Here is a 25,973-nt window from a genome sequence, read left to right as displayed (position 1 = left end):
CTCCTGCCGCGCAATCTAGTGCTGTGCGGCAGGGGTTCCAAGGGGCCGAAACGTCACCCTTTGGCGATGATCACCAAAATCAGGTACATCACCGGCACCATGCAGAGGGCCGGGATGTAAAGGCCCGGGATGCCATATGCAAAAATGGCCGAGCCCCAGGCGACGACAACCGCCGCCAGAACGGCATAAAGCATGGCAAGACCCTTGCGGCTGATCGCTTCGTCGTGGTGGGATTCCGCTTCCTCGGAAGGGGTGGTCGTGGCGAAGTTCGGGTTGGTCTCGGTCATGCTCATTGCGCGTCTCTCCAATCAGTGTTCTACGCTGAACAGATAGGATGCCGCGTCGCAGCATTCAAGTTAAATTCACGAATGCGAATTTTTGAATTAACGCCTGAACTAATGTCTTGAGACTCTAGGTCAGCTTACCCAGAAAGGACGATAAATCATCCGTGTGGTGATGAATGTGGTCCGCTTCATGCGCATCTGGCGCGACATGCACTGTTTTCATGCCCATTTCATGGGGAGCTTGCAGGTTTCGCGGGTCATCCTCGAACATAGCTGCCGTCTGGGTTGTGACGCCATCCAATTTGAACACCGCCTCGAAAGCCGCTTTTTCCGGTTTGGGCAGGAACCCTGCGTGCTCGACACCATAGACTGCGTCAAAAAGCCCATCCAATCCGCGAGCTGCCAACACCCGCTCGGCATAGGGGGCGGTGCCGTTCGTGTAGACGATGCAGCGTCCAGGCAGAGCGCGAATCTGCGCCGCCAGATGTAGATCCGGTTCCAACTGGTGCAACGAAATATCGTGCACCTCTTCGAGATAGGGGGCCGGGTCCACGTCATGCACGCGCATCAGACCAGCAAGCGTAGTGCCATATTCCGCCCAGTATTCTTTGCGCAGGCGGTTTGCGGTAGGGTTGTCCACCCCAAGCGCATCCATCACGTAACGAGTCATCTTGACCTCGATCTGGTCGAACAGCCGCACTTGCGGCGGGTAGAGCGTGTTGTCGAGGTCAAAGACCCATGTCGACACATGGGCAAAGTCTTGTTTTGGCATGGCGCCAAGATAGGGTTGCGGCAAGGCGCGCGCAATGGCGGGGTTGAAAGATGTTGGCCGAGTTTCGTAACCTGACCGCCAGCGCTGTTTGGGCGCGTGAGGGGAGACCAATCAATGGCGCAAAGCAAACAGCCAAACCGTGATGCATATTCGCTGATACTCGAGGCGATTGACGTCGGGATTTACAAACCCGGGGATCGCCTTGTGGAAAGCGACCTTGCCGAACGGTTTGGTGTGTCGCGGACGCCTATCCGGGAGGCGTTGCAGCGGCTCGAGACGCAATCGCTTCTGGCACGGGATGGGCGTAGCTTGATTGTCTCGTCCCTTGATCACAACCAGATGTCCGAACTCTATGTGGTGCGCACGGAACTTGAAGGGTTGGCGGCGCGCCTTGCAGCACGCCACGCGACCGCCGAAGAGGTGCGCGTTCTCAAGGATATGGTGGAAGAGGATCATGCGCTGGTGAATGACCCGTCGGCACTGGCACGGGCCAATCGCCGCTTTCACAAGCAAATCCATCTGGCTTCGCATAACCGCTATCTGGTGCAGCAGCTGGATCTTGTGCACCGGTCCATGGCGTTGATGGCCACCACGTCGATTGCCGCCGAAGGGCGTGGCGAAGACACGCTTGTGGAACATGCGGCGATCGTGAAGGCGATCGAAGAGCGCGACGAAGAAGGCGCCTATCAGGCTTTAAAGGCACATATCTCACAGGCATTTGTCACTCGGCTTAAACAGGACACCGACGCCTGAGTGTTGCGCGTCCAGCCCTTCGCTGGTTTTGCCATGCGCGGTCTTGTCCCAGAAATATGGCGCAGTCAGCAACTCATACAGCGCTTTGTAGGCCGCGAAGGTGGCAAGTGGGAAATAGAACACCATCGTCAGTACCCAAGGGTACAAGCGTGCTCGGTCCTGTCCGCTGACAGCCCAGAGTGAGATGGCGGCGTTGCAAATGCCGAACAGGGTCAGCACCCCGCCGATGGTCAGGATTGTTCGATCGGTCAGGGCGCCAATCCTGAAGTAATCAAGTCCCAGTGCATTGCCCCAGAACAGCCACAGAAGCGGTGCCAACAGAAACTGTGAAAGCGTGGCGGCAAAGATCAACTGCAACCCCAGAACCTTGCGCAGGCCAATTTCGCGCAACAGACGCCACGGCTGTCGCATATGCACAAGATAGGTGATCATGTAGCCCTTGAGCCAGCGTGACCTCTGCTTGATCCAGGCCACAGGTCGACAATTCGCTTCTTCCTGTGTGACGCAGGGCAAAAGTTCTGTACGATAGCCAAACCGGGCAAGGCGCACCCCTAAATCGGCGTCTTCGGTGACGTTATGGGCGTCCCAACCGCCCACTTCCTCGATCACATCCCGGCGCAGGAAAAGCGTGGTGCCCCCCAAAGGAATCGAAAACCCCAAACGGGCGAGTCCCGGCAGAATTATGCGAAACCATGTGGCGTATTCGATGGTGAAACACCGCGAAAGCCAGTTGGTATAGGGGTTGTAATAGTCCAGCACCCCCTGCACGCAGGCCATTTCAGATGGGGCCCTGTCGAAATGGCGTGCAACTTTTTCGAGCTGGTCCGGTGCCGGGGCGTCCTCGGCATCCCAGATCCCGATAAGGTCACCCCGGCAGAAATCCAACGCATAATTCAGGGCGCGCGGCTTGGTCGTCAGACCGTCGCCGGCAGGCACGACAACCACGCGTATCCACGACGGCAATGTCGTGTATTCAATGGTCTTGCGCGTCACCTCGTCATGCTCCTCCAGTACGAGCAACACGTCGAGCAGGGGCTTGGGATAAGTCAGTCGCGACAAGCGCCGCACAAGCGCACCGGCGATGTCATGCTCGCGGAATAGTGGGACCATGACGCTGATACGGGGTAGGGGCCGCGAGGGCGGGGCGATCTCATAGCTGCGCCACATACCCAGCCGGGCAACCGTGGCACCAAGCTTCATCGCGAACGTGGCGCATTGCGCCAAGAGCACCCACGCCAACAGGACGACCAGCATCGCAGCCGGCGCGAGCACTGCGGCGCTGAATAACAGAAAAAGCGCCGATAGGATAAAGACACGCGATGCCCGATGTGCAGCGGAAGGACGGCAACTGTGGTGTTCGTCGGGGCGGGTCTCGGCAAGGTTTACTAGTGCAGAACGATGAACCTGCCCAAGGATCTCGGTCACCTCGGCCTCGGGCGCGAGATCAAACTTTGCCGACGCAAACAGACTCGGAAACTCTTTGCGCAAAAAGGGAATGCGTTCTGGTCGGCCGGTCACGAAAACCAGCTTGTCGCCTTCCTTTCGTATCGGCAGCACATTGTGTTTCAGACAAAAGGCCGGAGGCAGGCGTGAATGCAGGTCTGGATCAGGTGTCGTCTTGTGCAGATTCTGGATCTCGTATCCATCAACCTGGGCACAGGCCAGCAGATAATCGGCCTCGCTCAGGGCACCCTCTGCACACAGGATTTCCCCCAGATTGGCATCCCATTCGCTCAGCTTCTGACGCGCCTGGAGCAACGCGCGCGCCGACACACCGAAATCGTTCTGCAAGGTGTGCACTAGCGAGGCGGGGCGCAAGAATGATACCGACGCCTCTGAAAGCTGGAATTTGGAACCGGGATTGTTCATGACCACCCTGACACTGCCTTTTCACAGGCTGTGTCGGGGTGGTTAATAGGCGGTTAATTCAGTCGATTTTTTAAGGATTTAGGGAAAAACAAGCTCAGTTGCGCGCGGCCATGTTGGCGGCGAACTTCTCGAATAGGTAAAAGCTGTCCTGCGGGCCGGGGCTGGCCTCGGGGTGATGCTGAACCGAGAAGACCGGCTTGTTGGTCATTCGGATACCGCAGTTCGAACCATCAAACAGGGACACATGGGTTTCCTGCACGCCCTCTGGCAGGGTCTGGCTGTCAACGGCAAACCCGTGGTTCATTGAGGTGATTTCGACCTTGCCCGTGTCGTTGTCTTTGACCGGGTGGTTCGCGCCGTGGTGACCGTGGTTCATCTTGACGGTCTTGGCCCCAAGCGCCAGTGCCAGCATCTGATGCCCAAGGCAAATACCAAAGACCGGAAGGTTAGCCTCTAGCACGCCCTTGATCATCGGCACGGCATAGGCACCAGTGGCAGCGGGGTCGCCGGGTCCGTTCGACAGGAACACGCCATCGGGATTGTGGGCCAGGACCTCTTCTGCCGTGGCGGTCGCGGGAAGGACAGTGACGTCACAGCCAGCCGAGGCGAGACAGCGCAGGATATTGCGCTTGGCGCCGAAATCCACGGCGACGACCTTGTGTTGTGGATTTTCCTGACGGCTGTAACCTTCGGGCCAGGCCCAACGCATTTCATCCCAGCGATAAGACTGCGCACAGGTGACGTCTTTGGCGAGGTCCAGCCCCTCAAGTCCCGAAAAGGCCCGCGCCTTGGCAACCAACGCGTCGGTGTCAAAGTTCCCGTCAGGGTCGTGCGCCAGAGCGACATGTGGTGCCCCCTGTTGGCGGATGGCTCGCGTCAGGCGCCGCGTGTCGACGCCACCAATCGCGATGCGTCCGCGCGTGGCAAGCCAGTTCGAGAGCGTGTCAACCGAACGCCAGTTTGATGGCGTGGTCGGATCCCATTTGACCACCATCCCAGCCGCAACCGGATCGGCAGTTTCGTCATCCTCGGGGTTCACGCCAGTATTGCCGATATGCGGGAAAGTGAAGGTCACCACTTGTCCGGCGTATGACGGGTCTGTCATGATTTCCTGATATCCCGTCATTGCTGTGTTAAAGCAGAGTTCCGCAACGGTTTCGCCGGTCGCGCCAAAACCGCGCCCGTAAAACAACGTTCCATCAGCAAGGGCGAGGCATGCGGTCGGTTTCGGGCTTTCGTGGGACATGGTCGACTCTCCGGGTGACAAATTGTCGGGAAACTATGTCGAGCGCGACGCATCGTCAAGGGATGCTGAAAATACAAAGTCTTTATAAATCAATAACTTGATATTTTTAGGTCAAGGTTGCCTCGCGAAGCTGCTTTAGATATGTTCCAAGCCTTGTGTTTATCAGCAAATGGCGAAGTGAATGACACTGCGAGAACAGATCAATACCGCGATGAAACAGGCCATGCGCGACCGGGCGGCCGAGCGTCTCTCGACTCTGCGCCTGATCAATGCCGCAATCAAGGATCGTGACATCGCGGCCCGTGGCGAAGGCAACGAGGACGGTGTGAGTGAAGCTGAAGTGCTTCAAATCCTTGCGAAAATGGTCAAGCAGCGCCAGGAAAGCGCCCGCACCTACGAAGAAGGCGGCCGTCTTGATCTTGCCGAACGGGAAGCCAACGAAATCACTGTGATCGAAGAGTTCTTGCCAAAGCAGCTTGATGATGACGAGATCGCAAAGGCCATTGGCGACGCTATTGAAGAGGTCGGGGCCAGTTCGATTCGCGACATGGGGAAAATCATGGGCGCGCTGAAAGCCAAATACACGGGTCAGATGGATTTCGGCAAAGTCGGCCCGATGGTCAAGGCGCAGTTGAGCTGAGGTTTGCGGGAATGTCCGCGACTTGACCGGCTTCCCTGTCTTGGCAACTGGGCTCTTGGAAAAAATGCACGGCGCAAGTTCGGCGCGCGCCCTTTCGGTCAGACGGTTGCGGTGCTAGGGCGTCCGTCGACAGATCGGCTCGGGATAGTTTTCTCCCACACTGCTGATTTAAGAAGTCTGTGAGAAAGCAAACTCTTGATCGCGCCCTTGCCCCTTTGGTTTATGGATACCTGAAAGATGCAACAGATTAATGAAAGCCCTGGCACCGACCGGAAACGGCCGTCAAAGACCGTGGGCGCGCGCTGGGTTGCGTTCGAGCTTGTGTTTCTGACGGCGATGCTGATTGCCGTGGTGGCGTCTGTCTATCTGGATGTGGTCGTTTGGCAGAATGGACTGTCCGAGAAATCCCTGACCGAAACTCTGCATAACCTCTTCATCCTGTGCTCCGGAATTCTCTTTCTTATCGGAGCCAAAAGGCATCCTGAAAAACGCGGATACCTCATCATGGTGGGCGCGTTCTTTATGATCCTGTTCATTCGGGAAAACGATAAGCTTCTAGACGGCATTTGGCATGGCTTCTGGAGCATTCCGGCCACTGTAGCGCTGGCCATTGCAGCCGTTCCAGTGTGGTTGAACCGCAAAACCATCTCCAAACCGTTCCTTGCGCATTACGCCGCGCGCGACTTTGTCTTTCTCTACATGGGGTTCTTGCTTTTGGTTGTGTTCAGCCGCCTGATGGGGACAAGCGCCATCTGGGAGGCCATTATGCAAGGCGGTTACAACCCTATGTTTAAGACCGTGATTCAGGAAGGGCTCGAACTTCTGGGGTATTCGTTCATATTGTATGGATCTGCCCTTTCGCTGCGCATCGGGTTTTCGGCCCGCTGATCCGTTTAAGAGGCCGCACGTCACCGGGCTCCGGTATATCAGTTTCCACCTCGTGCGGGCATAAAGGTGGCTTAATTCCGCAATTTCCGCTAGCCTGCGATGCTATTGGCCCGCGCTCCCCGATGTTTGGGCGCGGTGCATTTGTTGCTGCCCGGATTTTGGAGGGGAAGAATGGCCACCTATTTCGACACGAGTGTTTCTCCTTTTCAGGCGAATACCTACGCAACCGGCATCCAGATCGGCTCTGATATCGCTACCCTCGCCAATGGTGGCTATGTTGTGGTTTGGGGATCCCAGAACCAGGACGGGTCCAGTACGGGCATATTCGGCCAGATCTACGAAGATGACGGTCAAGCGCGCGGGGGCGAGTTCCAGATCAACCAAACCACCCTTGGCACTCAATCCGGCCCGTCAGTTGCCGCACACCCAGGTGGAGGGTTTCACGTCCTGTATTCAAGCCAGGCGGCCGACAGTTCCGGGCCGGGAATTCTCGGGCGGGGGTTTGATGCGTCTGGCACACCCATCACCGATGAATATCTGGCCAACGCCGGAGATGAAGACGGAAACCAGTATTTTCCGGACGCCTATATTTACGAGACGACAGGTTTGCAGGGCACTGTGTCACGTATGCAGGCGGTCTGGATTTCCCATCCTACCGGGCAAGAGGCGGTCCCGGGTGTGTCTGCGGGCCAGATTCTTTTAGGCTCGTCGCGTGTCAGGCTGGAAGAGATCGATGCCGGTAGTCGCCCTATTCAAGGGTTTGATGAGGAGGACCCTGTCCGTTCGAACGCCGAACTGGTGCAGCTGGATGATGGGCGTGCTCTGGCCGTATGGCAGGTCTCGGATCATTCCGAGCCGAATACCGTACAGCCCGCCATTCTGGCGCGTATTTCGTCCGCGTCCGGATTTTTCGCCGGACGGCAAGACATCGTTGTGGCGCGCGGCACCGAAGATGCCCCGCCGATGCGCCCCTCGGTCGCATCGTTGGACAACGGCGGCTTCGTGGTGGCCTATGACCGAGAGGTTTTTGGCCGCCAGAACGTGTTCTGGCGCATGTTTGATGAAGACGGCTCGGGATATCGTGAGGGATCAGTACGCCATGAAGGCGGGGTGACCAACGACGAGGGTATCACGACGTTCCCGATCGGCACCACCTTCGCGCCCGAGCGTTTCAGCCAGGTCGTAGGGATCGAAGGCGGGGGGTTCCTGCTGTTCTGGTGGTCACCCAATCACGAGGGCACACCGCAAGGTATCCGTGCACAGGAATTCGATGAGGAGGGCAATGCGGTCGCGGCGATGGCCGAGATCGCAAATGACATCCCGGTGAATGGGGATATGGAGGTCGTGCGGCTGCCAGATGGCGATTTCATGTTGACCTGGTCGAGCAATGCCCTTGGCGAAGACGGCATTGATATCATGGTAACGCGCCTGTCTCGCTTTGGCGATCTGCGTGGGGATGAGGGCGCGAATGCCATAACGGGGGGATCGCTCGGAGACCGGATTGATGGCGGCGCGGGCGATGATACGCTGACCGGTGGCAACGGAGGCGACACCATCATCGGCAGGGATGGCAATGACGTCATCATCGGCGGAGGAGACACCCGTGACCTGAGGGATGTGGTCTATGCCGGCGCTGGCAATGACAGCGTATCGGGCGGCTGGGGTAACGATGAACTGCGCGGCGATGCCGGAAACGACACCATCGAGGGCGGGTTCGGTTCCGACACGGTGATTGGCGGTTTGGGCGACGACAGCATCACCGGGTCAGCGTTTTCCGACATGATGCTCGGCAGCTCCGGAAACGACTTCATCAATGGCGGCTTCGGCCACGATAGTCTCAATGGTGGGGAGGGCGCGGACAGGTTCTTCCATATCGGGGTCGAAGACCACGGATCGGACTGGATTCAGGATTTCGACGGCGAAGAAGGCGACGTTTTGGTCTTTGGTAACGTCAACGCCACTGCGGATGACTTCCAGATCAACTATGCGCAGCGAGACTTTTCCGGGCTGGACACCGTGGAAGAAGCCTTCATTATCTATCGTCCGACAGGTCAGATTATCTGGGCCTTGGTGGATGGCGGCGCACAAGACAGCATCGTGCTTCAGATATCTGGCCAGCGGGCTGATCTGGTCGAACCGGACCCCACCGATGGGCCCGGAGATTTCCCCACCGACCTGCCCACCGATTTTCCAAGCGACCTGCCCGCCTAAGGTGGCTTGATCAGGCCCCGTAAATCACGGGGAACCAGTCTTCGCGCAGCTTTTGCCCAGGTGACATGCCGTGTTCGGGAAAAGGCGGTGAGGTGCGCCCTGGCCGTTCGACATAGCGCGCATCATCCCCCACAAGCCGCAGCGAAAACGCCCTGCGGCGCGTGGGCGACGTATTTCCGCGCGCGCCATGCAACACATTATAGTTAAAGGCCACCGCATCGCCCGGCGCCATGTCCCATTCCAACACGGTCATGCCTTCGGCGTCCGGGTCGGGGATGGGCATGTAGTCTTCTTCATTCGGGAAAAAGCTTTCCTCGCTGACCCAGCGTGTCGGCAGCACGGGCTTTTCCCATTTGTGGGATCCCGCGACCATGCGCAGCGTAGCGTCCTTGACCGGATCAAGTGGCGACCAGAAGCTGACGGTCTGCGAGCCTTCTACGAAATAGTAGGGGCCATCCGTGTGCCAAGGGGTGGACATCGAGGTGCCGGGCTCTTTCACGAGCACGTGGTCGTGAAACACCTGAACCGTCTTTGATTGCATCAGGTCTGCCGCGACCTCTGCCGCGGGTGATGTTCGGATCACCTTTTCGAATTCCGGGATTCGCTGCCAGTTGCAGTAATCATCAAAAAACCGGCCAGTCTCGCCCTGTTTCTCGTTCTCGGAGGCATAGGGGCCTGGTTCGGCCATATTGGTTGCCACACCGGCGCGCAGATCATCGACATGGTCGGCAAACAAACCTCGGATCAGGACGACACCGTCGCGCTGAAAGGTCTCGATATCCTGTTGGGTGACAAAGGGATGAGGCATGGAGGCGGCTCCGGTCTTGATTTCGAGCCGAAGCTGCGCCTTCAAATGGCAAAGGTCAAGCGTGCTATCCGACGGATCACAGCATCCAGTCGATGGGCAGCCACCCCGAGGCCGTGACCAACCAGCGGTGCAAGGTGCCGACATTCGGCTCTTGTGTCAGTACAGCCCTGCCGCCTTCGGGTGTGCTTTCGGTCCAGTAAAGGGCGCCGGTCTCGTCCTGATGCACCTGATATGACAGTTTCGGATTGTCAAAAGCCTCTGAGATCGTTGTAGCGATTCTGGGGCTTTCAATCAGCAATCCCATTTCGCAATTCAGGTTGGCCGACCGCGGATCAAGGTTGTAGGATCCGATAAAAGCCCGTTCCCGATCAAACGACATCACCTTGGCGTGCAGGCTCGATGCCGATCCGGCAAGAATTTCAGGCAGGCTCAGCTCCCGGTGCTGTTCGCGCAGGGCGCGCAACTCGAAGAGTTGTGTGCCGTTTTCCAAAAGCGCTGGACGGCGCTGCATGTAGGCCCCATGTACGGGGGGCACATCCGTGGCTTCCATCGAATTGGTCAGCACCCGAGTCGCCACGCCGTTGGCTGCCATTTGGTCGAACACCGCCATCGCGGGATCGCCCGGCACGAAATAGGCCGACACCATATCGACACTGGTTTCGGCTTCGAGGGCAAATCGGGTCAGGGCACTGGCAATTTGCTCACTGTCATCCGCCTGCCCAAGTCCCTTTGTGGGCGGGTCCGAGAAAAGTTCGACCTGTGTCCATTCCATCGGCACGTCGCGTTCGCGGATACCCTGCGCCAGTGCCGAGGTTCTGATCGCGTCCTGATAGCCCGAGCCAAGCGCAGTCTGGCGCGCCGTGGCTGCCGCTTCCTTGATCGGGGTGCCTGTTTTGTAATGCGGCGGCAAAACCTGTTCGGCGTCATAGACCGAGGCGCTGTTCCAGTAGCTGTCAAAATTCGCGGTAACGTCATCGACAATGTCCCCGACCGCCAGCACATCGACATCGACATAATGGAAACCCTGCCCGAACTCGAAATAGATGTCACCAATATTGCGTCCACCGATGATCGTCGCGAACCCGTCAAAGGTGATCGACTTGTTATGCATCCTGCGGTTCAGGCGCGGAAAGTCGAACAGGTACGAGGCCAGCTTGGGATTGCGCAGGGTGAAAGGGTTGAAGATACGCACATCTGCATGGGGCATCGCATCCAGTTCGGCCAGCATGTTGTCGAGCCCCGGAATGCCGTTGTCATCCAGCAAAAGACGCACCCGCACGCCACGCTCTGCCGCGGCCCGCAACTCGTCCAGCAGCATCAGACCGGTCGTGTCATTCTGCCAGATATAGTATTGTGCATCGATCGAGCTTTGCGCCTCGTGCATCAAAAGGGCGCGCGCGGTGAAGGCATCGCGCCCGTGAATCAAAGGCATCACGCCGGTTTGGCCCCGATTCCTCTCCACCGCCGGCTTCAGGATCTGGCCTAGCGGCGTATTCCAATCGGCCGGAAGGCTTTGCATTTCGGTTTCGAAATTCGTCCCCGGCAAGGGAAACAGAATGCGGGCGGTCATAATCGCCAGAACTGACAGCACCGAAAGGATCAGGAGGAGGCTAAGCAGTTTTCTCATGACTGCATCCTAAGCCGATCAGAAGGTGTTTGCCTAGCGCTTGCCGTGCATCTGGCATTCGTCCGGTCTTTGATTGTCGCAGTGTTCAACACACGGTTTCGGAGAGGCCCCGTGCAGAATTGCATCGCTTCACGCGGCAAATGGCCCGTGCGGATGGAAAGCTCCGTATCGGCGTTGCCGCGCCTGTCATTCTGTGGCAAGACGATCTCATCCCGAGTCTGAACGAAGAGTTTGGTATGGCCGACTACGACGTATTGCGCGAAACCATGGTGGATACTCAGATCCGCCCATCGGATGTGACCAAGTATACAGTGATTGACGCGATGTTGTCGGTCCCCCGCGAGGTCTATGTCCCGCGCGACCGCCGTCAGGCCGCTTATGTTGGCGATCATGTCCCGCTCGACAATGGGCGTGTTGTGATGGATCCCCGCGTTCTGGCTAAGATGCTTGATTTCGTGGACATCCAGAAAGACGAGTTGGTGCTGGATATCGGCTCCGGGCTTGGCTATTCGGCCGCCGTCATTGCGCGCATGGCCGAGGCTGTCGTTGCCGTGGAAGACGATGAAGACCGCGTGAGCGAGGCTCAGACCATTCTGGCCGAGCAGGGGGCGGATAACGTCATCCTGCACAGTGGCGAACTTGCCGAAGGTGCTGCCGAACACGGACCCTATGATGTCATCACGATCCAGGGCGCTGTGGAAACCCTGCCCGACGCCGTGGTTGCCCAGTTGAAAGAAGGCGGACGCATTATCTGTCTGTTCCAGGACGGGGCGCTTGGCGAGGTACGTATCGGATACATGATCGACGGGCAGATCAACTGGCGTCTGGCATTCAACGCAGGCGCACCCGTGTTGCCGGGGTTTGAAAAACATAACGCATTCACGCTGTGACGAAACACGCCGCGGCGGGCCGAATCCTGCCGCGTTGGTATGAGAGGTTGAGGGCAGATGGCTCGGGGAATTCTGAATTCGTTTAAGGCCGGCGTCATCGCCATGGCCGCCGCAGTGTCAATGCCGGTTGCGGCGCAGACTGAAACACTGGCGGATGCGCTGGCGAGCGCCTATGACCATAGCGGGCTTTTGCAACAGAACCGGGCGCTGCTGCGCGCCGCGGACGAAGATGTTGCTGCGACCTATGCCCTGTTGCGTCCGATCCTGAACTGGTCGGGCACCGTGACACAGCAGTTCGGCACATTCTCATCGGCGACGACCGGGGGGGTAACCCGCGATATTGATACGGCCGAGGCTTTTATTGGGCTCGGCTTTGAATTGTTGTTGTATGACAATGGTGCAACACGGCTTGCCGTGGAAGCTGCGGAAGAGGCCGTGCTTGCCACGCGTCAAACACTGTTGAACACCGAACAGGCGATCCTGTTCGAGGCCGTGCAGGGGTTCATGGACGTGGTGCGCGATGCCCAGATCGTGCAGTTGCAACAAAACAACCTGCGCCTCGTGGCGCGTGAATTGCAGGCCGCACGAGACCGGTTTGAAGTGGGCGAAGTGACCCGCACCGACGTGGCGCTTGCCGAGGCCCGCCTTGCGGGTGGCCGTGCAGATCTGGCCATCGCACAGGGCGACCTGATGCGGTCGCGTGAACGTTTTGCCGCCGCGACCGGACACCAGCCGGGGGCGCTGGTTGCGCCGTCGGTTGCGCCCAAAACTCCTGCTACTGTCGAAGATGTGAAAGCCATTGCGGTGCGTTCGCACCCTTTGATGATCAAAGCACAGCATGACATTGCCGCCGCAGAAATCGCGGTGTTGCGTGCACGGGCGCTGATGGGCCCGTCTGTACGTCTTGAAGGGTCTTATGGCCTTACCGAGGATTTTGACAACCCCTACAGCACCCATGCAGGCAGTGTTGGCATCCGAGCGACCGGCCCGATCTATCAGGGTGGGCGGCTCTCCGCACTTCTGCGTCAGGCGATGGCACGGCGGGATGCGGCGCGTGCCGCCCTGCACGACACCCGCCACACCATTCGTCAGCAGGCAGGTAGTGCCTGGGCGGTATTGGCGGCCGCAACGGCGCAGTTGGCTGCAAGTGGCGAACAGATCGAAGCCTCGCAGATCGCCTTTGACGGCATTCGCGAAGAAGCCAAGCTTGGCGCGCGGACCACGCTGGACGTGCTGATCGCCGAGCAGGACCTTCTGGATGCGCGGTCGAACCGCATCACCGCGCAGGCCGCGCAATACTCGGCCGCCTACGGGGTGCTGTCCTCGATGGGACTGTTGACGGCGGAATACCTGAACCTCAACGTCGAAATCTATGACCCGGTGGCCTATTACGACATGGTCCGGGATGCCCCTGCGCTTGTTTCCAAGCGTGGTCAACAGCTCGACCGGGTTTTGCGCGCAATCGGCAAAGAGTGACAATTTTCGCTATCTGTTGTGCGAAAATTCCCGAGGGGGTACACTCTCTCGGAGGCAAAGATGGTGTGAAGAATGTCTGACGCAGTAAGCAATGCGGAAATTGAGGATGTCTTGTCGTCCATTCGACGCTTGGTCTCTGAAGGCGGGCGCCCGCACACTGCGGCCACGGAGACGGCCCCATCACCCGAGAAAACAGGACAGGAGCCCGTTGCGCCCGAAGGTGCGGACCGGCTGGTTCTGACACCCGCTTTGCGCGTCTCTGAACCGGTTGAGGATGCCGAGGAAGTTCCCGCGCCCGAGGCTAAAAGCCCCAGTGTTTCAAGCGAAATCGTGTCTGCAGACAGCCTTGAGGATGAAGAACCCGACAGCGGCTTGCATGAGGATGAGGCCGAGGCGCCGCTCATGTTCGCGCATTCGAACTACACCAGCGAGGACCCGGAAGAGGATCTTTCGGACGCGGACTTGGAGCAGGCAGAAGCGGCCTATGACGAGGACGAACCCGGTGACGAGGTCTATGATACCGTCGCTGATATGTCCCCCGAAGATATCGCCGAAGAGGGCTATCCCATGCCGGCCCCCGATTCGCGTATCCTGCGTTGGGAAACCGTGTCGAACCCCACGATCGAACCGTATGAGCCGGATGAACCCGGCGACAGTGATTATGCGGGCACCAATATCCAGTCGTTGAAATGGCAGGGGCGAGACACTGAGTCGGCCACGTCCGAAATCGAAACGCCTGACACAATGGCAGAGCGGATCGAGGCCGAGGCCATGGCCTATGCCACTGAAACGGTCGAGGAAACGTTGGCGCCTGAACTGGAAAACGTCGATCTGGATGACTCGGTCACGCTGGATGAAGCCATGCTGCGCGAAATGGTCGCCGACATCGTTCGGCAGGAATTGCAAGGCGCGCTAGGCGAACGGATCACCCGCAACGTTCGCAAGCTCGTGCGTCGTGAAATCCACCGCGCATTGGCGGCACAGGATTTGGGCTAGATACGCGCACGGCCAGTCTTGATTGAGACTTCGCAATAAAGAAAAGCACATCCGCGAGGATGTGCTTTTCTGATTTCAGCGCAAGCGTTTCAATCAGGCGGCTTCGGCCTGTTGCGCGGCATTGCGGCGCTCGCTTTCCTCGCGGGACAGGGCGACCGATGTGCGTACGCCCTTGCCGACGAATTCCATCAGGCCGGCCACGACGCGTTCGTTCGGGTCGATTCCGGCACAGCTCAGCACTTCGCGACCGTCGCGCGAACGGGCCCAGCGGGCGATCTGTTCAGGTCCATTGCCGTATTTCTTGTCGTCGGCAATGGCGTCATCCAAAGCGGCCAGCACCACGGCGGCAAACAGTTTGCGCGCGCGGTTACCTTGTTCATTATTGAAAGCCGTTCCATCAACGAAATCTCGCATCTCGTCGTCCTTGTATTATTGCTCTTGCGTTTTCGGCGTGGCGCCCCTTATGGCGTAGTATTGTCGATTCGGATAGGGCGATAATGCATAGCATCTATGCAAAATGTGCATGACTTGGGATCGGTGGTGCACGAGATAGGTTGCCTTGCCTCCTGTCAACGGGCCAGATATAGGTGCGGGCAATCCAATATCAACCCTTTTGACACGGTTTCGTCACAATGCCCAAAATCAACGGAAACGAAATTCGCCCCGGCAATGTTCTGGAGCACAACGGTGGTCTTTGGGCCGCTGTAAAGGTCGATCATGTGAAACCCGGCAAGGGCGGTGCCTTTGCTCAGGTGGAAATGCGTAACCTGCGCAACGGGTCCAAGCTGAACGAACGCTTCCGCAGCGCCGACAAGGTCGAGCGGGTCCGTCTGGAGCAAAAAGATCAACAATTTCTGTACGAAGACGACGGAATGCTGATCTTCATGGACACAGAAACCTATGAACAGATCCAGCTTCCTGCCGATCTTTTGGGGGACCGCCGTCCGTTCTTGCAGGACGGTATGACCATCGTGGTCGAGTTCTACGAGAGCGAAGCGCTGAACGCGACCCTGCCGCAAAAAGTGACCTGCAAGATCGTCGAGACCGAGCCGGTTGTCAAAGGTCAGACCGCGGCGAACTCGTTCAAACCGGCCGTGCTCGATAATGGTGTGCGCGTGATGGTGCCGCCGTTTGTCGGTCAGGACGAGGACATCGTCGTGAATACCGAGACCATGGAATACGCCGAACGCGCCTAAGTGACGTTACGTTCCATTCTCAAAGGGCCCGCAGAATCTGCGGGCCTTTTGTATTTTGCGGGGGCGGCGCGGCATTCTCGACGCAATAGGGGCCATCTCAAAAACCGAGTCGGGCGAGGCGCGTGTCTACAAGGGGGCGATAACTGTCGCCAAACAGGACCAGATGCACGAGGGCGGGCCAGAGCTGATAGAGGGGCAGGCGCGCGGACCAGGCGGGAAGGGTGGGGCCGTAGCCATCCCAGAAGGCGGGAGGTGGATGTCCAAACAGGTGCAGCATGGCAAGATCAACTTCCGCATCGCCATAGTAACAGGCCGGGTCGATCAGGTATGCCCCTTTCTGCGTAAACAGCGCGTTCCCCGTCCAGAGATCACCGTGCAGAAGAGATTTCCGAGGTGACTGCGGCAGCAAATCAGGAAGGTGGCGACACAGGATTTCAAGGCGCTTCCGCAAGTCACCCTGCAGCCTGTCAGAATTCGGCAAAAGCCGTCTTTCGGCCCAAAACGCGGGCCAGTCCGCGCTAGATTGATTTTTAATCGTCACGGGCCCGAAGGCATAATCCTCGGGCCACCCGAAATCGGCGCCTTGAGCTTCGTGCAATATCCGCAGCCCTGCACCAAGAGCGTGCCAGCCGGTGTCCGATGCGTGGGCCTCGGGCAGGTGGGCAAGAAACAGCACATCGCCTGACACGCCCAACACTTCTGGAACAGGGGCACTGGCAGCGACCATGGCATGTAGCATTCGGGCTTCGACTTGAATCCGGGGCCCTAGCTTGGCAACGATCTGTTCCCCACTGTCGAGTTTCACGACAAAGACGTCAGACAGGTCACCGCCGTGTAAGCGCTTCGTGGTCGTTGCGTCGCATCCAAAAACCGTTTGCGTCGCTAGGGCCAGGGCGTGCGGGATCACGGCTGCCAGCTGACGGTGGCGTCTCCAGCCTGCATGTCCGGCCCCGCGCGGTCAAAGCGCAGGTAGGCAATCGCCTTGTCCCCAGAGCGGGTCAGCAGCGTGCCAACAGCCTTGGGGCCGGCTGTGATGGTGGTGCCCGTATCGGCCGCGCCAGACACATCAACGACGGCTAGCCCCTTGCGCAGTTCGGTCTTGTGCTTCATCCGCGCGGTGACCTCTTGCCCCACGTAACAGCCCTTGCGGAAATCCACCCCATGCAGGCGTTCGAACCCCGCCTCCAGAATATAGGTGTCGGGGGTCAGTTCTATCCCCGTTTCCGGAATGCAATGCGCGACGCGCAGCGCATCCCAGTCCACGGTATCGTTTTGCTGGGGCTCCGGGCGATACGCTCGCCATCCAAGTGCGGGATGTCGTGGGTCGGAAAGCCCATCTTCGGGCGTTGCGTCCACGCCGCGGTGTACATGCAGCGGGCTTTCCAAAATGTCGACCTTGGCGCGCAGTTTATACATGGCCAGGCGCGGGATCAGCGTTGTGCCAAGTTCCGCATCCACGTCAAGCAGGATGGAGTCGCCATGTCGGGATAGAAAGAAATCGGCCAGATACTTGCCCTGTGGTGTCAGGATCGCGGCATAGACGAGGCCGTTTTCGATGCCCTCAATATCATTCGTTACCAGCCCCTGAAGAAAGTGTGTGCTGTCCGGGCCTGTTATTTCAAAAACGCTGCGTTGCCGTTTCATGGTCTGTCCTGTTCTTGGGCTTTCCAGTCATATAGATAGAAAAACGCCATGCAACAGGGCAGGAGATAGAAATGCGTGCACCGGTTTCCGTTGTGATCCCGACGCTGAACGCCGAAGGGGGCCTGCCCGCCTGTCTTTCGGCCCTGTTCGAAGGTGTGCAGGCAGGGCTGATCCGCGAGCTTGTGATCGTGGACGGGGGATCAGAGGATACCACCCAGGAGATCGCACAAGAGGCTGGCGCGACCTTGGTCGAGACCTCGCCGTCACGGGGCGGGCAACTCGGGGCAGGGGCAAGGGCCAGCGAGGGCGAATGGCTCTTGTTTGTCCATGCAGACACAGTTCTGTCAGAAGGCTGGAGCGCGGCGGTAGAGCCCGTTCTTTCGAACCCGGACAGGGCCCATTATTTCAAGCTGCGCTTTGATCAGGGCGGTGTGCCCGCGCGGATCGTGGCGGGGTGGGCCAACCTGCGCGCGCGGCTTTTCGGGGTGCCCTATGGGGATCAGGGGCTGCTTGTGTCGCGTGTCGTCTATAACGCGAATGGAGGATATCCGGATATCCCGCTGATGGAGGACGTGGCCATTGCCCGTGCACTCAAAGGGCGACTGAGGGTATTGCCCGCCACGGCCGTGACCAGTTCCGCAAAGTACCGCAAGCAAGGCTGGCTGCGCCGTGGGGCGCGCAACCTGACGACGCTGACGCGGTATCTGTTGGGGGCTTCGCCAGAGAGTTTGGCACAGTCCTATCGCCGTTAGAGCCCAGGCAAACGCGACAACAACCGCCCCAGCCAACCCTTTTCTGGCACGTCACTGGTTGGTTTCAATTTGATGACACGGTCTTTCAGTGCGCGTTCCTCGGCGGTTTGTCCATCGGCACTGAATTGCAGGTTATAGAGGTCGGCATAGATGCCATCGCGGGCGAGAAGGTCTTCGTGGCTGCCTTCGTCCACGACCTTGCCCTGATCCATCACGACGATCTTGTCGGCCTCGCGCACGGTACTGAGGCGGTGTGCAATCACCAGCGTCGTACGCCCCTTGGCAAGGCGGTCCAACGCCTGTTGCACCACCGTTTCCGACTGCGCATCAAGGGCGCTGGTGGCCTCGTCCAGCAAAAGGATCGGTGTATCCCGCAACAGGGCACGCGCGATGACCACGCGCTGACGTTGCCCGCCCGAGAGTGAGGTGCCACGCGGTCCGACGCGCGTTTCCAACCCGTCAGGCAGGGCGTTCACGAAATCACTGACATGGGCGGCGTCAAGCACGCCCTTCAACTGTTCGTCGCTGACATCAGTGCGCCCCAAGAGGATATTCTCGCGCAGGGTTTCGTCGAACAGCAGCGCCTCCTGCGACACCACAGAGAACAGGTTGCGAAGATCGCCAAGCGTCATCTCGTTCGTTGCGACCCCGCCGATTTCCACGCGCCCCGAATCCGGATCGACCAACCGGGTCAAAAGGTTGAATACCGTCGATTTTCCGGCACCCGAGGCCCCGACAATTGCGGTGGTTTTGCCCGGCTCGGCAACGAAACTGGTGCCGCGCAGAACCTGCGTGTCGCCATAGGCCAGCGTGACGCCGTCCAGCTTCACCTCTGGCACGCCTTCCGGTGCAGCCACCGGATTGGGGGGCGACAGAAGCGTCGGGCGGGTTTCAACGATTTCTTTCAGCCGTTCGATGCTGGCTGCTGCCACCTGCCACATCCCGCTCAGGGCACCCATGCGACGCAGGGGTTCAAAGGCAATCGAAATGGCGGTGAAAAAGCTCATGAACTCGCCCGTGGTCTTTTTGCCTTCGATGATTTCCCCGCCGCCATAGATCAGCACAGCAAGGAATCCGATCCCGGCCATCAGGTCGATCAGAGAGGTGATCGAAGCCGACCCCAACCGCACACGCACCTCCGTGCGCACAAGGAAATCGGTCAACGCCTTGAACCGGCCCGCCTGATAGGTCTCAAGACGGTTCAGTTTGACCGGCACGATCCCATGGAATACCTCGTCCAAACGCGTGGACATATCGGCGCCAAGATCGCGAGCTTCGCGCGACCTGCGCCGTACGAAACGCTGGGCGACAAGCGATGGCAGAACCAGCAGCGGAATGCCGACAAGCGTGACAAGCGTCCAGCGCCAGTCGACATAAATCGCCACCGAGAACAGAGAGATCAGGGCGAACAGATCACGCCCGGCCCCGATGATAAAGGCGGTCCAGACTCCGTTGATGGATTGCACATCCGCCTGTACCCGCTGGATCAGGTATCCCGGCGGATGAGTCTGGTGATAGGAGTTGTCCTGCCCCATCAAGCGCTGCAACAGCAAGAGTCGCAGATCTGCGGCCGAGCGTTGCTGGATATAGCTCAGCATTACCTTGTAGATCAGCCCGGCCACAGCGCGCACAAGGAATATCCCGAGGATGATCAAGCCCACACGCCAAAGCGCATCCGCGTTTCCGGCGGCAAACACGTCGTCGAACATAGGCATCATCATATAGCTGATCGCGCCCATCATGCCGCCTTCCAGGGCCATGAACACCATGGCCAGGGCAAGCATCACCCAGTGTTTCTGAAGGAAATTTCTCCACAGCCACAGGAACAATCCTTTACTGTGGCCTGGGTCGGTGGCGTCGCTCTTGCTCATGTTGCTGGCACCTTGTTATTGCACCCGCCTGTCGGGTGATGGACCGCATCCGTCTAAGAGGGAAACCCCCAGCTGATCGTTGGGACTCTATGCACGAAGTGGCAAGGATGTCCAGATTTCCCGCAGGTGAGATACAATCGTACGGGTTGGGGTGTTGTCGGGATTGACGAAGCAAAACACGGCGTTAGGGTTCGATGGTTTCTTGCAGGAGTCTTGCCTCATGCCGCTTGCCAACGGCCGTTCCTATCTTGCCATCCCGGGACCATCTGTCATGCCCGAGGACGTCTTGCGTGCCATGCATCGCGGCGCGCCCAATATTTACGAAGGCGAACTGGTCGACATGACCTATGGTCTTGTGCCCGATCTGAAACGCGTGGCCGGCACACAGCATCATGCCGCGATCTATATCGGAAACGGCCACGCCGCATGGGAAGCCGCATTGGCCAATGTCGTCACGCCGGGCGAAACTGTTCTTGTGCCTGCCACCGGGCGGTTCGGCTTTGGCTGGGCCGAAATGGCCGAGGGCATCGGGGCCGACGTGCAGGTGATCGACTTTGGAAGACAGCACGCCATGGACCCTGCCAAGGTGGCCGAGGCACTGGTCGCGGACAAGGCGCACAAGATCAAGGCGGTTCTGGGGGTACATGTGGACACCTCGACTTCGGTGCGCAACGATATTGCGGCCCTGCGGGCGGCGATGGATGCCGCCGATCACCCTGCTTTGTTGATGGTGGATTGCATCGCGTCGCTTGGGTGTGACCGTTTCGAGATGGACCGCTGGGGCGTTGATGTGATGGTCACGGCCTCGCAAAAGGGGCTGATGTTGCCGCCGGGACTGGGCTTTGTGTTCTTCAACGGCAAGGCCGCCGATGTACGGGCAGACATGCCAAGGGTCAGCCGCTATTGGGATTGGACGCCGCGCGCCAACCCCGAGTTTTACTACCAACTCTTCTGCGGCACTGCGCCAACCCATCACCTGTACGGGCTACGCGCGGCGCTGGACATGATTTTCGAGGAAGGGTTGGAAAATGTCTGGGCGCGCCACGCAACGCTTGCCCGCGCGATCTGGGCGGCGGTTGACGCATGGGGCCAAGGCGGCCCGATTGCCCTCAACATCAAGGATCCAGCCCTGCGCAGCCACGCGGTGACGTCGCTGCATATCGGCGCCCCGCTTGGTACAAACCTGCGGCGCTGGACCCAGCACGAGGCCGGTCTGACGCTTGGCATCGGGCTGGGCATGGGCACGGACGAAGACCCGCAGGGCGATGGGTATTTCCGCTTTGGCCACATGGGGCATGTCAATGCGCAGATGGTTCTGGCGATCCTGTCGACGGTGCAGGCCGGAATGACGGCGCTGGATATTCCCTTCGGCCCCGGCGGGCTGGATGCGGCGACAAGGGTGATTGCGCTGGGCTAGGGGTATTTGCCCTGTGCCCTCAAATGGCGTTCAAAAAGGGTGATGGCATAATTCAGCACCCAGCCCGCAACCAGGACCGCAGGCAAGCCCCAGATTGCCAGAAGCACTCCGAAAAACCAGAGGAGATTGACAAATCCCATTACCAGCGCGGGTGTCGTATAGTTCTCAACTCGGTTGATCGGTCGGGCCATGGCATATCCTTTCCGATTAGAGGATACTTCGGTTTCCGCATCTGACCAGCCACGGTTCTGTGAACATGGGCAGGATCAGCCAAGTTCTGCCAGTACGTCTGGCAAGGCTGCCGCAAAAATGCGTAAATCCTCGGGGCGTCCACAGCTGACCCGGATGCAGCGGTTTTGGGGCGCGACAAAGGGCATGCGCACAAAGACGCCTCGCGCCACCAGCCCGTCCAGAACCGCCTTGGCAAAGGTGCCGTCCCGGCCACAATCAATCGCCACGAAATTGGTTGCTGAAGGCACAGCCGACAGTCCATTCTCACCGGCAATCCGCGAGATTTCATCTCGCGCTGCGGCAACATCGGCACAGGTCTGCTGAAGCCAGTCTTGGTCATGCAGCGCGGCCAATGCGCCGACCTGTGATACCCGGTTCATGCCAAAATGGTTTCGGATTTTTTCGAAATTGCGGATCAGATCGGCTGCCCCCATCGCATAGCCCACACGCGCACCGGCCATGCCATATGCCTTGGAAAAGGTACGCATCCGGATGACCCGCGGATCTTCAATGTCCAGATCCGGCGCCGTGCCCTCGGGCGCGAATTCTACATAGGCCTCATCCAGCACCAACAGGGTGCCGTCTGGTAGGGCGGCCATGGCCGCCTTGATGTCTGCGCCGGACATCCACGTGCCCATCGGATTGTCGGGATTGGCGAAATAGACCATTTTGGCCTCGACCTCGGCCGCCTTGGCGATCAAAGCAGACAGGTCTTCGCGATCTTCGCGATAGGGAACCTTGTGCAGGATGCCGCCATATCCGGCAACGTGGTAATTGAACGTGGGATAGGCCCCGTCCGAGGTGACAACCGCGTCTCCCGGTTCGACCAGAAGCCGCACAAGATACCCCAGCAACCCGTCGATGCCTTCGCCCACAACGATATTCGTGGGCGCGATGCCATGATGCCGGGCAAGGGCCTGTCGCAGGTCGTGGCTTTCCGGGTCGGCATACATCCAGACCCCGTCGCTGGCCTCTTTCATGGTGGCTATGGCGCGCGGCGAGGCGCCAAAAACGTTTTCGTTCGCGCCAAGCCGAGCCTGAAAGGCGCGACCCATGGCACGTTCCTGTGCCTCGGGGCCGACAAAGGGCACGGTGGCGGGCAAGGTCTGGGCGAGGGCGGTATAGCGTGGTCCGGTCATGTGGGCAGATAACCCCAAGGTCGGACTGTCGGCAAGGCTTGTCAGAACAGACGCCCCCGTGCAGGCTGCGGCCAAGAGCGATAGGGAGAGTATGATGCGCGCGTTTTTGATACTGCTGTTGGCGGGGCTTGGCTATTTGCTGTTCTGGCCTGTGCCGGTTGATCCCGTGGCCTATGACCCGCCCAAGGATGAAGGCTTTGTCGGCGCTTATGCCGAGAACGACCTACTGGATATGGCCGAAACCGTATCCCTGCCGGATGGTGAGATCGGTCCCGAGGACATTGCCGTGATGCCGGACGGGGGCGTTTACACTACTTCGCATTCCGGCATTCTTTATCGTATCGACGGTGACACACCGGTCGCGGTCGACCGGTTGGGCGGCCGTCCCCTTGGCCTCAAGGCTGGACCGGACGGGGCCCTTTATATTTCCGACAGTTTTCGCGGCGTGATGCGGTGGAGCGGGCCGGGCACGCTGACGCCCGTTGTGGAAGAGATCGACGGCGGCCCTGTCATCTATGCCAACCAGATCGAACTGGCGCGGGATGGCACGATCTATTTCTCCAACTCGTCGGACCGCTTCGATCCCGAAACAATGGGCGGGACCAAGCCGACCTCGGTTCTGACCATCTGGGAACAGTCTGACGCGGGCTATGTCGCGCGCCGCACGCCGGATGGCACGGTCGAAAAGATCGCCACGGGGTTTGTTTATACCAACGGAATTGCCTTGTCGCCGAACGAGGATTTCCTGCTGATCGCGGAAACGGGGCGGGCGCGACTCCACCGGTTGTGGCTGACGGGGCATAAGGCAGGCACACAAGAGGTGTTCCTCGACAATCTGCCGGGCTATCCTGATAACCTCGAAGCGCAGGGCGACGGCACCTATTGGTTGGCGTTTGCCAGCCCGCGCGTCCCGTCCGAGGCATTGATGCCCTATCCCTTCCTGCGCAAGGTGATCTGGCGTCTGGGCCCGATGGTGCGACCAGCACCGATTCATCGTGGGATGCTGATTCAGTTTGATGGCGACGGCACGGTTTTGCGCACGGTGCAGGATCCGGGCGGACGCCTTGGCATCACGACCGGGGGCAAGGTTGTCGATGATACTCTCTACATCACAACCCTCGACTCGCCCTGGTTTGCGCGCCTGCCGGTGTTGAAACTGCCCTGACGTTTCTCTGGCACGGCGCGGGGATTGGCGGCAGAGTGGCGTCGAATCCAAAACGGGAGGCCGCCATGTCGCGTGTATCAGTAGAAGTTGAGAACCACATCGCCCGGGTGACGCTAACCCGTGGGGACAAGATGAATGCGCTGGACACCAAGATGATCGATGCGATCATCGAGGCGGGCGAAAGCCTTCTGGATCGCTCGGATGTACGCGCCGTGGTTCTGGCCGGAGAGGGCGATGCCTTTTGCGCGGGCCTCGATATCATGAGTTTTGCGACGCTGGCAGGGGGCGATCCCAAGAAAATCCTGATGCCGCGCAGCCATGGCGACAGCAACAAGTTCCAACAGGTCTGCATGGTCTGGCAGAAAATTCCCGTGCCAGTGATTGCCGCGCTGAAAGGGGTCTGTATCGGTGGCGGTCTACAGATTGCGCTGGGCGCGGATATTCGCATTGCGGCCCCAGACACCCGCCTGTCCGTTTTGGAAATGAAATGGGGTCTTGTGCCGGACATGGGCGGAATGGTGATCCTGCCGCGTCTTTTGCGGTCGGACGTGCTGCGCAAGCTGACCTATACAAACGAGATGATCGAGGCGCCCCAAGCCGAGGCATGGGGGTTGGTCACCGAACTGGCTGATGATCCCGAAGCGGCGGCGCTCGCCCTTGCCGAGCAGATCGCGGGCAAGAGCCCCTCGGGCATCCGTGCGGCCAAGGCACTGATCGACTATGCCGAAACCCATATGGATGATGTCGAGGCTGTTTTACTCGAGGAAAGCCGCGCACAGGCTGATTTGATTGGTAAACCGCACCAGATGGAGGTGATTGCCGCCAACATGCAAAAACGCGCCCCGGTTTTCAAAGACTAGGGTCTAAGCGCCTTGCGGCCCAGCAGATAGGTGAGCAGGATGAGCACGCCGAACAGGGTCATGGTCAGCGGAATGGCGCGGTGGCTACCGTCAAACAACACCGTTGCAAGTGCCGCGCCTGCCGCGCCGAATGACATCTGAACCGCGCCGACCAGCGAATTGGCGAAGCCAGGCATATCCCCCGCCGGTTCAAGGGCTAGCGCGACAGAGGTGGGCATCACGGTACCAAAGGCGATCACGAACAGGCAGACCGCCCCCCAGAACGCCGGCAGTGAAGGTGCGAAAACTGTGGCGGCCAGCGTGGTTAGTGTGGCGAGACCGGCAAAGGCGACAGCCAACCCGTTGACCCGCAGCAAGGGCAGGGTCTTGAGCATGTGGCGCACGGTCAACGCCCCGGCGGTATTGGCCGCAGCCGCGAGGGCAAAGAGCGACCCAAACGCCTGCGGGGAGACGTCATAGACGGTTTCGGTCAGGACCGCCCCAATCGACAACATCGCGGCATAGCCTGCAAAGGCAAAGCTGCCCATGAACATCGGCACCAGGAACGCCTTGAAAGACAACAGTTTTTTCGATGAGGACAGCACGAATGACAGGGTAAACCGTTCGGGGCGGCGTTGTCCGCCTGTCTCTTCAAGCACGAAAAGTGTATAGGTCAGAAATGCCACGCCCATCAGCGCAAGGGCCCAGAAAATCATGCGCCAGTCAAACAGAACCAGAAGCCCCGATCCCAGAACCGGTGCAATCAGCGTGCCAATGGTCAGGATGGCCATCAGCATGGCCAGAATGCGCGCGGCATCGTTGCCCGAGGCCACATCGCGCACCATGGCGCGGGCAATGACGGGCGTGCCACCGGTCAGCCCTTGCAAGGCACGCATCCAGATCAAGAACTCGAAACTTGGGGCCAGCGCGCAGGCGATTGTGGACAGGGTAAACCCGATCAGGGCTAGGATCAGCGCCAGCCTGCGCCCGAACGCGTCCGAAAACAGGCCCCAAAACAACTGGCCGATGGCGTAGGCGATGAAATAGGCTCCGACCAAGAGCGATCCCAAGGCATCCTCGACCCGGAAATCGCGCGCGATCAGCCCCGTGGCGGGCAACACAATGTCGATCGAAACCGCCGTCAGCGCGGTGATGCCACCGAAAAAGACCATGGCATCGGTCCGCTCGAATGCAGATTTACCCATCAGATCATCCCTTGCATGAAAAAAAGGCGCCCACAATGCGGACGCCCTGTGAAT

At 59.3% G+C, this 25,973-nt stretch carries 25 protein-coding genes; 12 read left to right on the top strand and 13 right to left on the bottom strand.

Features of this window, described 5'->3' with window-relative positions; all coding sequences use genetic code 11:
• Positions 1 to 53: 53 nt before the first annotated feature.
• Together WNE31_RS16035 and WNE31_RS16030 are read right to left on the bottom strand one after the other, a co-directional pair.
• On the bottom strand, positions 54 to 293 hold the full coding sequence (locus WNE31_RS16035; protein ID WP_349980964.1) for a hypothetical protein: 240 nt from the start codon (positions 291 to 293) through the stop codon (positions 54 to 56).
• A gap of 118 nt (positions 294 to 411) precedes the next feature.
• A complete protein-coding gene (locus WNE31_RS16030) occupies positions 412 to 1,056 on the bottom strand; it encodes a pyrimidine 5'-nucleotidase (protein ID WP_349980963.1) in 645 nt (214 codons plus the stop codon).
• A gap of 114 nt (positions 1,057 to 1,170) precedes the next feature.
• Between WNE31_RS16030 and WNE31_RS16025 the strand changes: the two genes are divergently transcribed.
• Positions 1,171 to 1,809: a GntR family transcriptional regulator gene (locus WNE31_RS16025; protein WP_349980962.1), complete on the top strand. Its 639-nt coding sequence runs from the start codon at positions 1,171 to 1,173 to the stop codon at positions 1,807 to 1,809.
• Here the strand turns inward: WNE31_RS16025 and WNE31_RS16020 are convergent.
• Together WNE31_RS16020 and carA are read right to left on the bottom strand one after the other, a co-directional pair.
• Positions 1,765 to 3,678 carry a glycosyltransferase family 2 protein gene (locus tag WNE31_RS16020; protein WP_349980961.1) on the bottom strand — a complete coding sequence of 638 codons (1,914 nt, stop codon included), beginning with the start codon at positions 3,676 to 3,678 and terminating at the stop codon, positions 1,765 to 1,767. The genes WNE31_RS16025 and WNE31_RS16020 overlap by 45 nt on opposite strands.
• A gap of 94 nt (positions 3,679 to 3,772) precedes the next feature.
• Entirely contained in the window at positions 3,773 to 4,924 is a 1,152-nt protein-coding gene (carA, locus tag WNE31_RS16015) for a glutamine-hydrolyzing carbamoyl-phosphate synthase small subunit (RefSeq protein WP_349980960.1), read from the bottom strand.
• A 181-nt stretch (positions 4,925 to 5,105) separates the two neighbouring features.
• Here carA and WNE31_RS16010 point away from each other — a divergent pair, with 181 nt between their 5' ends.
• The 3 genes from WNE31_RS16010 (at position 5,106) to WNE31_RS16000 (ending at position 8,663) form a co-directional block, all read left to right on the top strand.
• Positions 5,106 to 5,564: a GatB/YqeY domain-containing protein gene (locus tag WNE31_RS16010; protein ID WP_349980959.1), complete on the top strand. Its 459-nt coding sequence runs from the start codon at positions 5,106 to 5,108 to the stop codon at positions 5,562 to 5,564.
• 237 nt (positions 5,565 to 5,801) lie between these two features.
• A complete protein-coding gene (locus WNE31_RS16005) occupies positions 5,802 to 6,452 on the top strand; it encodes a hypothetical protein (RefSeq protein ID WP_349980958.1) in 651 nt (216 codons plus the stop codon).
• A 171-nt stretch (positions 6,453 to 6,623) separates the two neighbouring features.
• Positions 6,624 to 8,663 carry a calcium-binding protein gene (locus WNE31_RS16000; protein ID WP_349980957.1) on the top strand — a complete coding sequence of 680 codons (2,040 nt, stop codon included), beginning with the start codon at positions 6,624 to 6,626 and terminating at the stop codon, positions 8,661 to 8,663.
• Between the two features lie 10 nt (positions 8,664 to 8,673).
• Here the strand turns inward: WNE31_RS16000 and WNE31_RS15995 are convergent, their stop codons facing one another.
• On the bottom strand, positions 8,674 to 9,471 hold the full coding sequence (locus tag WNE31_RS15995; protein WP_349980956.1) for a phytanoyl-CoA dioxygenase family protein: 798 nt from the start codon (positions 9,469 to 9,471) through the stop codon (positions 8,674 to 8,676).
• Positions 9,472 to 9,547: 76 nt separating this feature from the next.
• On the bottom strand, positions 9,548 to 11,098 hold the full coding sequence (locus WNE31_RS15990; protein ID WP_349980955.1) for a phospholipase D family protein: 1,551 nt from the start codon (positions 11,096 to 11,098) through the stop codon (positions 9,548 to 9,550).
• 236 nt (positions 11,099 to 11,334) lie between these two features.
• Here WNE31_RS15990 and WNE31_RS15985 point away from each other — a divergent pair, with 236 nt between their 5' ends.
• From WNE31_RS15985 to WNE31_RS15975, 3 genes are all read left to right on the top strand, one after another.
• Positions 11,335 to 11,988, top strand: coding sequence for a protein-L-isoaspartate O-methyltransferase family protein (locus tag WNE31_RS15985; protein WP_349980954.1), 654 nt, complete (start codon positions 11,335 to 11,337; stop codon positions 11,986 to 11,988).
• A 57-nt stretch (positions 11,989 to 12,045) separates the two neighbouring features.
• Complete coding sequence (locus WNE31_RS15980; RefSeq protein ID WP_349980953.1) at positions 12,046 to 13,464, top strand: TolC family outer membrane protein; 1,419 nt, start codon at positions 12,046 to 12,048, stop codon at positions 13,462 to 13,464.
• A gap of 72 nt (positions 13,465 to 13,536) precedes the next feature.
• Complete coding sequence (locus tag WNE31_RS15975) at positions 13,537 to 14,460, top strand: hypothetical protein (RefSeq protein WP_349980952.1); 924 nt, start codon at positions 13,537 to 13,539, stop codon at positions 14,458 to 14,460.
• 93 nt (positions 14,461 to 14,553) lie between these two features.
• Here WNE31_RS15975 and WNE31_RS15970 read toward each other — a convergent pair whose 3' ends face one another.
• Positions 14,554 to 14,874, bottom strand: a complete 321-nt coding sequence (locus tag WNE31_RS15970; protein ID WP_349980951.1) for a DUF6280 family protein — start codon at positions 14,872 to 14,874, stop codon at positions 14,554 to 14,556.
• 218 nt (positions 14,875 to 15,092) lie between these two features.
• On the opposite strand from WNE31_RS15970, the gene efp reads away from it, so the two are divergent.
• Positions 15,093 to 15,656: an elongation factor P gene (gene efp / locus WNE31_RS15965; protein ID WP_349980950.1), complete on the top strand. Its 564-nt coding sequence runs from the start codon at positions 15,093 to 15,095 to the stop codon at positions 15,654 to 15,656.
• Positions 15,657 to 15,753: 97 nt separating this feature from the next.
• Here the strand turns inward: efp and WNE31_RS15960 are convergent, their stop codons facing one another.
• Positions 15,754 to 16,563, bottom strand: coding sequence for a fructosamine kinase family protein (locus WNE31_RS15960; RefSeq protein WP_349980949.1), 810 nt, complete (start codon positions 16,561 to 16,563; stop codon positions 15,754 to 15,756).
• On the bottom strand, positions 16,560 to 17,300 hold the full coding sequence (gene ygfZ, locus WNE31_RS15955) for a CAF17-like 4Fe-4S cluster assembly/insertion protein YgfZ (RefSeq protein WP_349980948.1): 741 nt from the start codon (positions 17,298 to 17,300) through the stop codon (positions 16,560 to 16,562). The genes WNE31_RS15960 and ygfZ overlap by 4 nt, the downstream gene beginning before the upstream one ends.
• Positions 17,301 to 17,371: 71 nt before the next feature.
• On the opposite strand from ygfZ, the gene WNE31_RS15950 reads away from it, so the two are divergent.
• Positions 17,372 to 18,052, top strand: coding sequence for a TIGR04283 family arsenosugar biosynthesis glycosyltransferase (locus WNE31_RS15950; protein WP_349980947.1), 681 nt, complete (start codon positions 17,372 to 17,374; stop codon positions 18,050 to 18,052).
• Here WNE31_RS15950 and WNE31_RS15945 read toward each other — a convergent pair.
• Positions 18,049 to 19,923: an ABC transporter ATP-binding protein gene (locus WNE31_RS15945; protein ID WP_349980946.1), complete on the bottom strand. Its 1,875-nt coding sequence runs from the start codon at positions 19,921 to 19,923 to the stop codon at positions 18,049 to 18,051. The two genes, WNE31_RS15950 and WNE31_RS15945, sit on opposite strands and share 4 nt — an antisense overlap.
• 220 nt (positions 19,924 to 20,143) lie before the next feature.
• Between WNE31_RS15945 and WNE31_RS15940 the strand changes: the two genes are divergently transcribed.
• Positions 20,144 to 21,340 carry a pyridoxal-phosphate-dependent aminotransferase family protein gene (locus tag WNE31_RS15940; RefSeq protein ID WP_349980945.1) on the top strand — a complete coding sequence of 399 codons (1,197 nt, stop codon included), beginning with the start codon at positions 20,144 to 20,146 and terminating at the stop codon, positions 21,338 to 21,340.
• Here the strand turns inward: WNE31_RS15940 and WNE31_RS15935 are convergent.
• Positions 21,337 to 21,531 carry a hypothetical protein gene (locus WNE31_RS15935; RefSeq protein ID WP_349980944.1) on the bottom strand — a complete coding sequence of 65 codons (195 nt, stop codon included), beginning with the start codon at positions 21,529 to 21,531 and terminating at the stop codon, positions 21,337 to 21,339. The genes WNE31_RS15940 and WNE31_RS15935 overlap by 4 nt on opposite strands.
• Before the next feature lie 75 nt (positions 21,532 to 21,606).
• Positions 21,607 to 22,710, bottom strand: coding sequence for a pyridoxal phosphate-dependent aminotransferase (locus WNE31_RS15930; protein ID WP_349980943.1), 1,104 nt, complete (start codon positions 22,708 to 22,710; stop codon positions 21,607 to 21,609).
• Positions 22,711 to 22,804: 94 nt separating this feature from the next.
• On the opposite strand from WNE31_RS15930, the gene WNE31_RS15925 reads away from it, so the two are divergent.
• The gene (locus tag WNE31_RS15925) at positions 22,805 to 23,875 is read left to right on the top strand and encodes an SMP-30/gluconolactonase/LRE family protein (RefSeq protein WP_349980942.1); all 1,071 of its coding nucleotides are present in this window, start codon (positions 22,805 to 22,807) and stop codon (positions 23,873 to 23,875) included.
• A gap of 65 nt (positions 23,876 to 23,940) precedes the next feature.
• Positions 23,941 to 24,735 carry a crotonase/enoyl-CoA hydratase family protein gene (locus WNE31_RS15920; protein ID WP_349980941.1) on the top strand — a complete coding sequence of 265 codons (795 nt, stop codon included), beginning with the start codon at positions 23,941 to 23,943 and terminating at the stop codon, positions 24,733 to 24,735.
• Here the strand turns inward: WNE31_RS15920 and WNE31_RS15915 are convergent.
• Positions 24,732 to 25,919 (bottom strand): MFS transporter, encoded by a 1,188-nt coding sequence (locus tag WNE31_RS15915; protein ID WP_349980940.1) that lies wholly within the window; start codon positions 25,917 to 25,919, stop codon positions 24,732 to 24,734. The genes WNE31_RS15920 and WNE31_RS15915 overlap by 4 nt on opposite strands.
• Positions 25,920 to 25,973: the final 54 nt, after the last annotated feature.

This window comes from Shimia fortis (genome assembly GCF_040225985.1).
Taxonomy (GTDB): domain Bacteria; phylum Pseudomonadota; class Alphaproteobacteria; order Rhodobacterales; family Rhodobacteraceae; genus Shimia.
The sequence above is the reverse complement of the archived record's forward strand: the minus strand, read 5'-3'. Positions and strand labels throughout refer to the sequence as shown.

What these genes read in the sequence shown, in the direction of transcription:
- WNE31_RS16035 (WP_349980964.1), bottom strand. Translation starts at nt 293, where the DNA reads ATGAGCATGACCGAGACCAACCCGAACTTCGCCACGACCACCCCTTCC.
- WNE31_RS16030 (WP_349980963.1), bottom strand. Translation starts at nt 1,056, where the DNA reads ATGCCAAAACAAGACTTTGCCCATGTGTCGACATGGGTCTTTGACCTC.
- WNE31_RS16025 (WP_349980962.1), top strand. Translation starts at nt 1,171, where the DNA reads ATGGCGCAAAGCAAACAGCCAAACCGTGATGCATATTCGCTGATACTC.
- WNE31_RS16020 (WP_349980961.1), bottom strand. Translation starts at nt 3,678, where the DNA reads ATGAACAATCCCGGTTCCAAATTCCAGCTTTCAGAGGCGTCGGTATCA.
- carA (WP_349980960.1), bottom strand. Translation starts at nt 4,924, where the DNA reads ATGTCCCACGAAAGCCCGAAACCGACCGCATGCCTCGCCCTTGCTGAT.
- WNE31_RS16010 (WP_349980959.1), top strand. Translation starts at nt 5,106, where the DNA reads ATGACACTGCGAGAACAGATCAATACCGCGATGAAACAGGCCATGCGC.
- WNE31_RS16005 (WP_349980958.1), top strand. Translation starts at nt 5,802, where the DNA reads ATGCAACAGATTAATGAAAGCCCTGGCACCGACCGGAAACGGCCGTCA.
- WNE31_RS16000 (WP_349980957.1), top strand. Translation starts at nt 6,624, where the DNA reads ATGGCCACCTATTTCGACACGAGTGTTTCTCCTTTTCAGGCGAATACC.
- WNE31_RS15995 (WP_349980956.1), bottom strand. Translation starts at nt 9,471, where the DNA reads ATGCCTCATCCCTTTGTCACCCAACAGGATATCGAGACCTTTCAGCGC.
- WNE31_RS15990 (WP_349980955.1), bottom strand. Translation starts at nt 11,098, where the DNA reads ATGAGAAAACTGCTTAGCCTCCTCCTGATCCTTTCGGTGCTGTCAGTT.
- WNE31_RS15985 (WP_349980954.1), top strand. Translation starts at nt 11,335, where the DNA reads ATGGCCGACTACGACGTATTGCGCGAAACCATGGTGGATACTCAGATC.
- WNE31_RS15980 (WP_349980953.1), top strand. Translation starts at nt 12,046, where the DNA reads ATGGCTCGGGGAATTCTGAATTCGTTTAAGGCCGGCGTCATCGCCATG.
- WNE31_RS15975 (WP_349980952.1), top strand. Translation starts at nt 13,537, where the DNA reads ATGTCTGACGCAGTAAGCAATGCGGAAATTGAGGATGTCTTGTCGTCC.
- WNE31_RS15970 (WP_349980951.1), bottom strand. Translation starts at nt 14,874, where the DNA reads ATGCGAGATTTCGTTGATGGAACGGCTTTCAATAATGAACAAGGTAAC.
- efp (WP_349980950.1), top strand. Translation starts at nt 15,093, where the DNA reads ATGCCCAAAATCAACGGAAACGAAATTCGCCCCGGCAATGTTCTGGAG.
- ygfZ (WP_349980948.1), bottom strand. Translation starts at nt 17,300, where the DNA reads ATGAAACGGCAACGCAGCGTTTTTGAAATAACAGGCCCGGACAGCACA.
- WNE31_RS15950 (WP_349980947.1), top strand. Translation starts at nt 17,372, where the DNA reads ATGCGTGCACCGGTTTCCGTTGTGATCCCGACGCTGAACGCCGAAGGG.
- WNE31_RS15945 (WP_349980946.1), bottom strand. Translation starts at nt 19,923, where the DNA reads ATGAGCAAGAGCGACGCCACCGACCCAGGCCACAGTAAAGGATTGTTC.
- WNE31_RS15940 (WP_349980945.1), top strand. Translation starts at nt 20,144, where the DNA reads ATGCCGCTTGCCAACGGCCGTTCCTATCTTGCCATCCCGGGACCATCT.
- WNE31_RS15935 (WP_349980944.1), bottom strand. Translation starts at nt 21,531, where the DNA reads ATGGCCCGACCGATCAACCGAGTTGAGAACTATACGACACCCGCGCTG.
- WNE31_RS15930 (WP_349980943.1), bottom strand. Translation starts at nt 22,710, where the DNA reads ATGACCGGACCACGCTATACCGCCCTCGCCCAGACCTTGCCCGCCACC.
- WNE31_RS15925 (WP_349980942.1), top strand. Translation starts at nt 22,805, where the DNA reads ATGCGCGCGTTTTTGATACTGCTGTTGGCGGGGCTTGGCTATTTGCTG.
- WNE31_RS15920 (WP_349980941.1), top strand. Translation starts at nt 23,941, where the DNA reads ATGTCGCGTGTATCAGTAGAAGTTGAGAACCACATCGCCCGGGTGACG.
- WNE31_RS15915 (WP_349980940.1), bottom strand. Translation starts at nt 25,919, where the DNA reads ATGGGTAAATCTGCATTCGAGCGGACCGATGCCATGGTCTTTTTCGGT.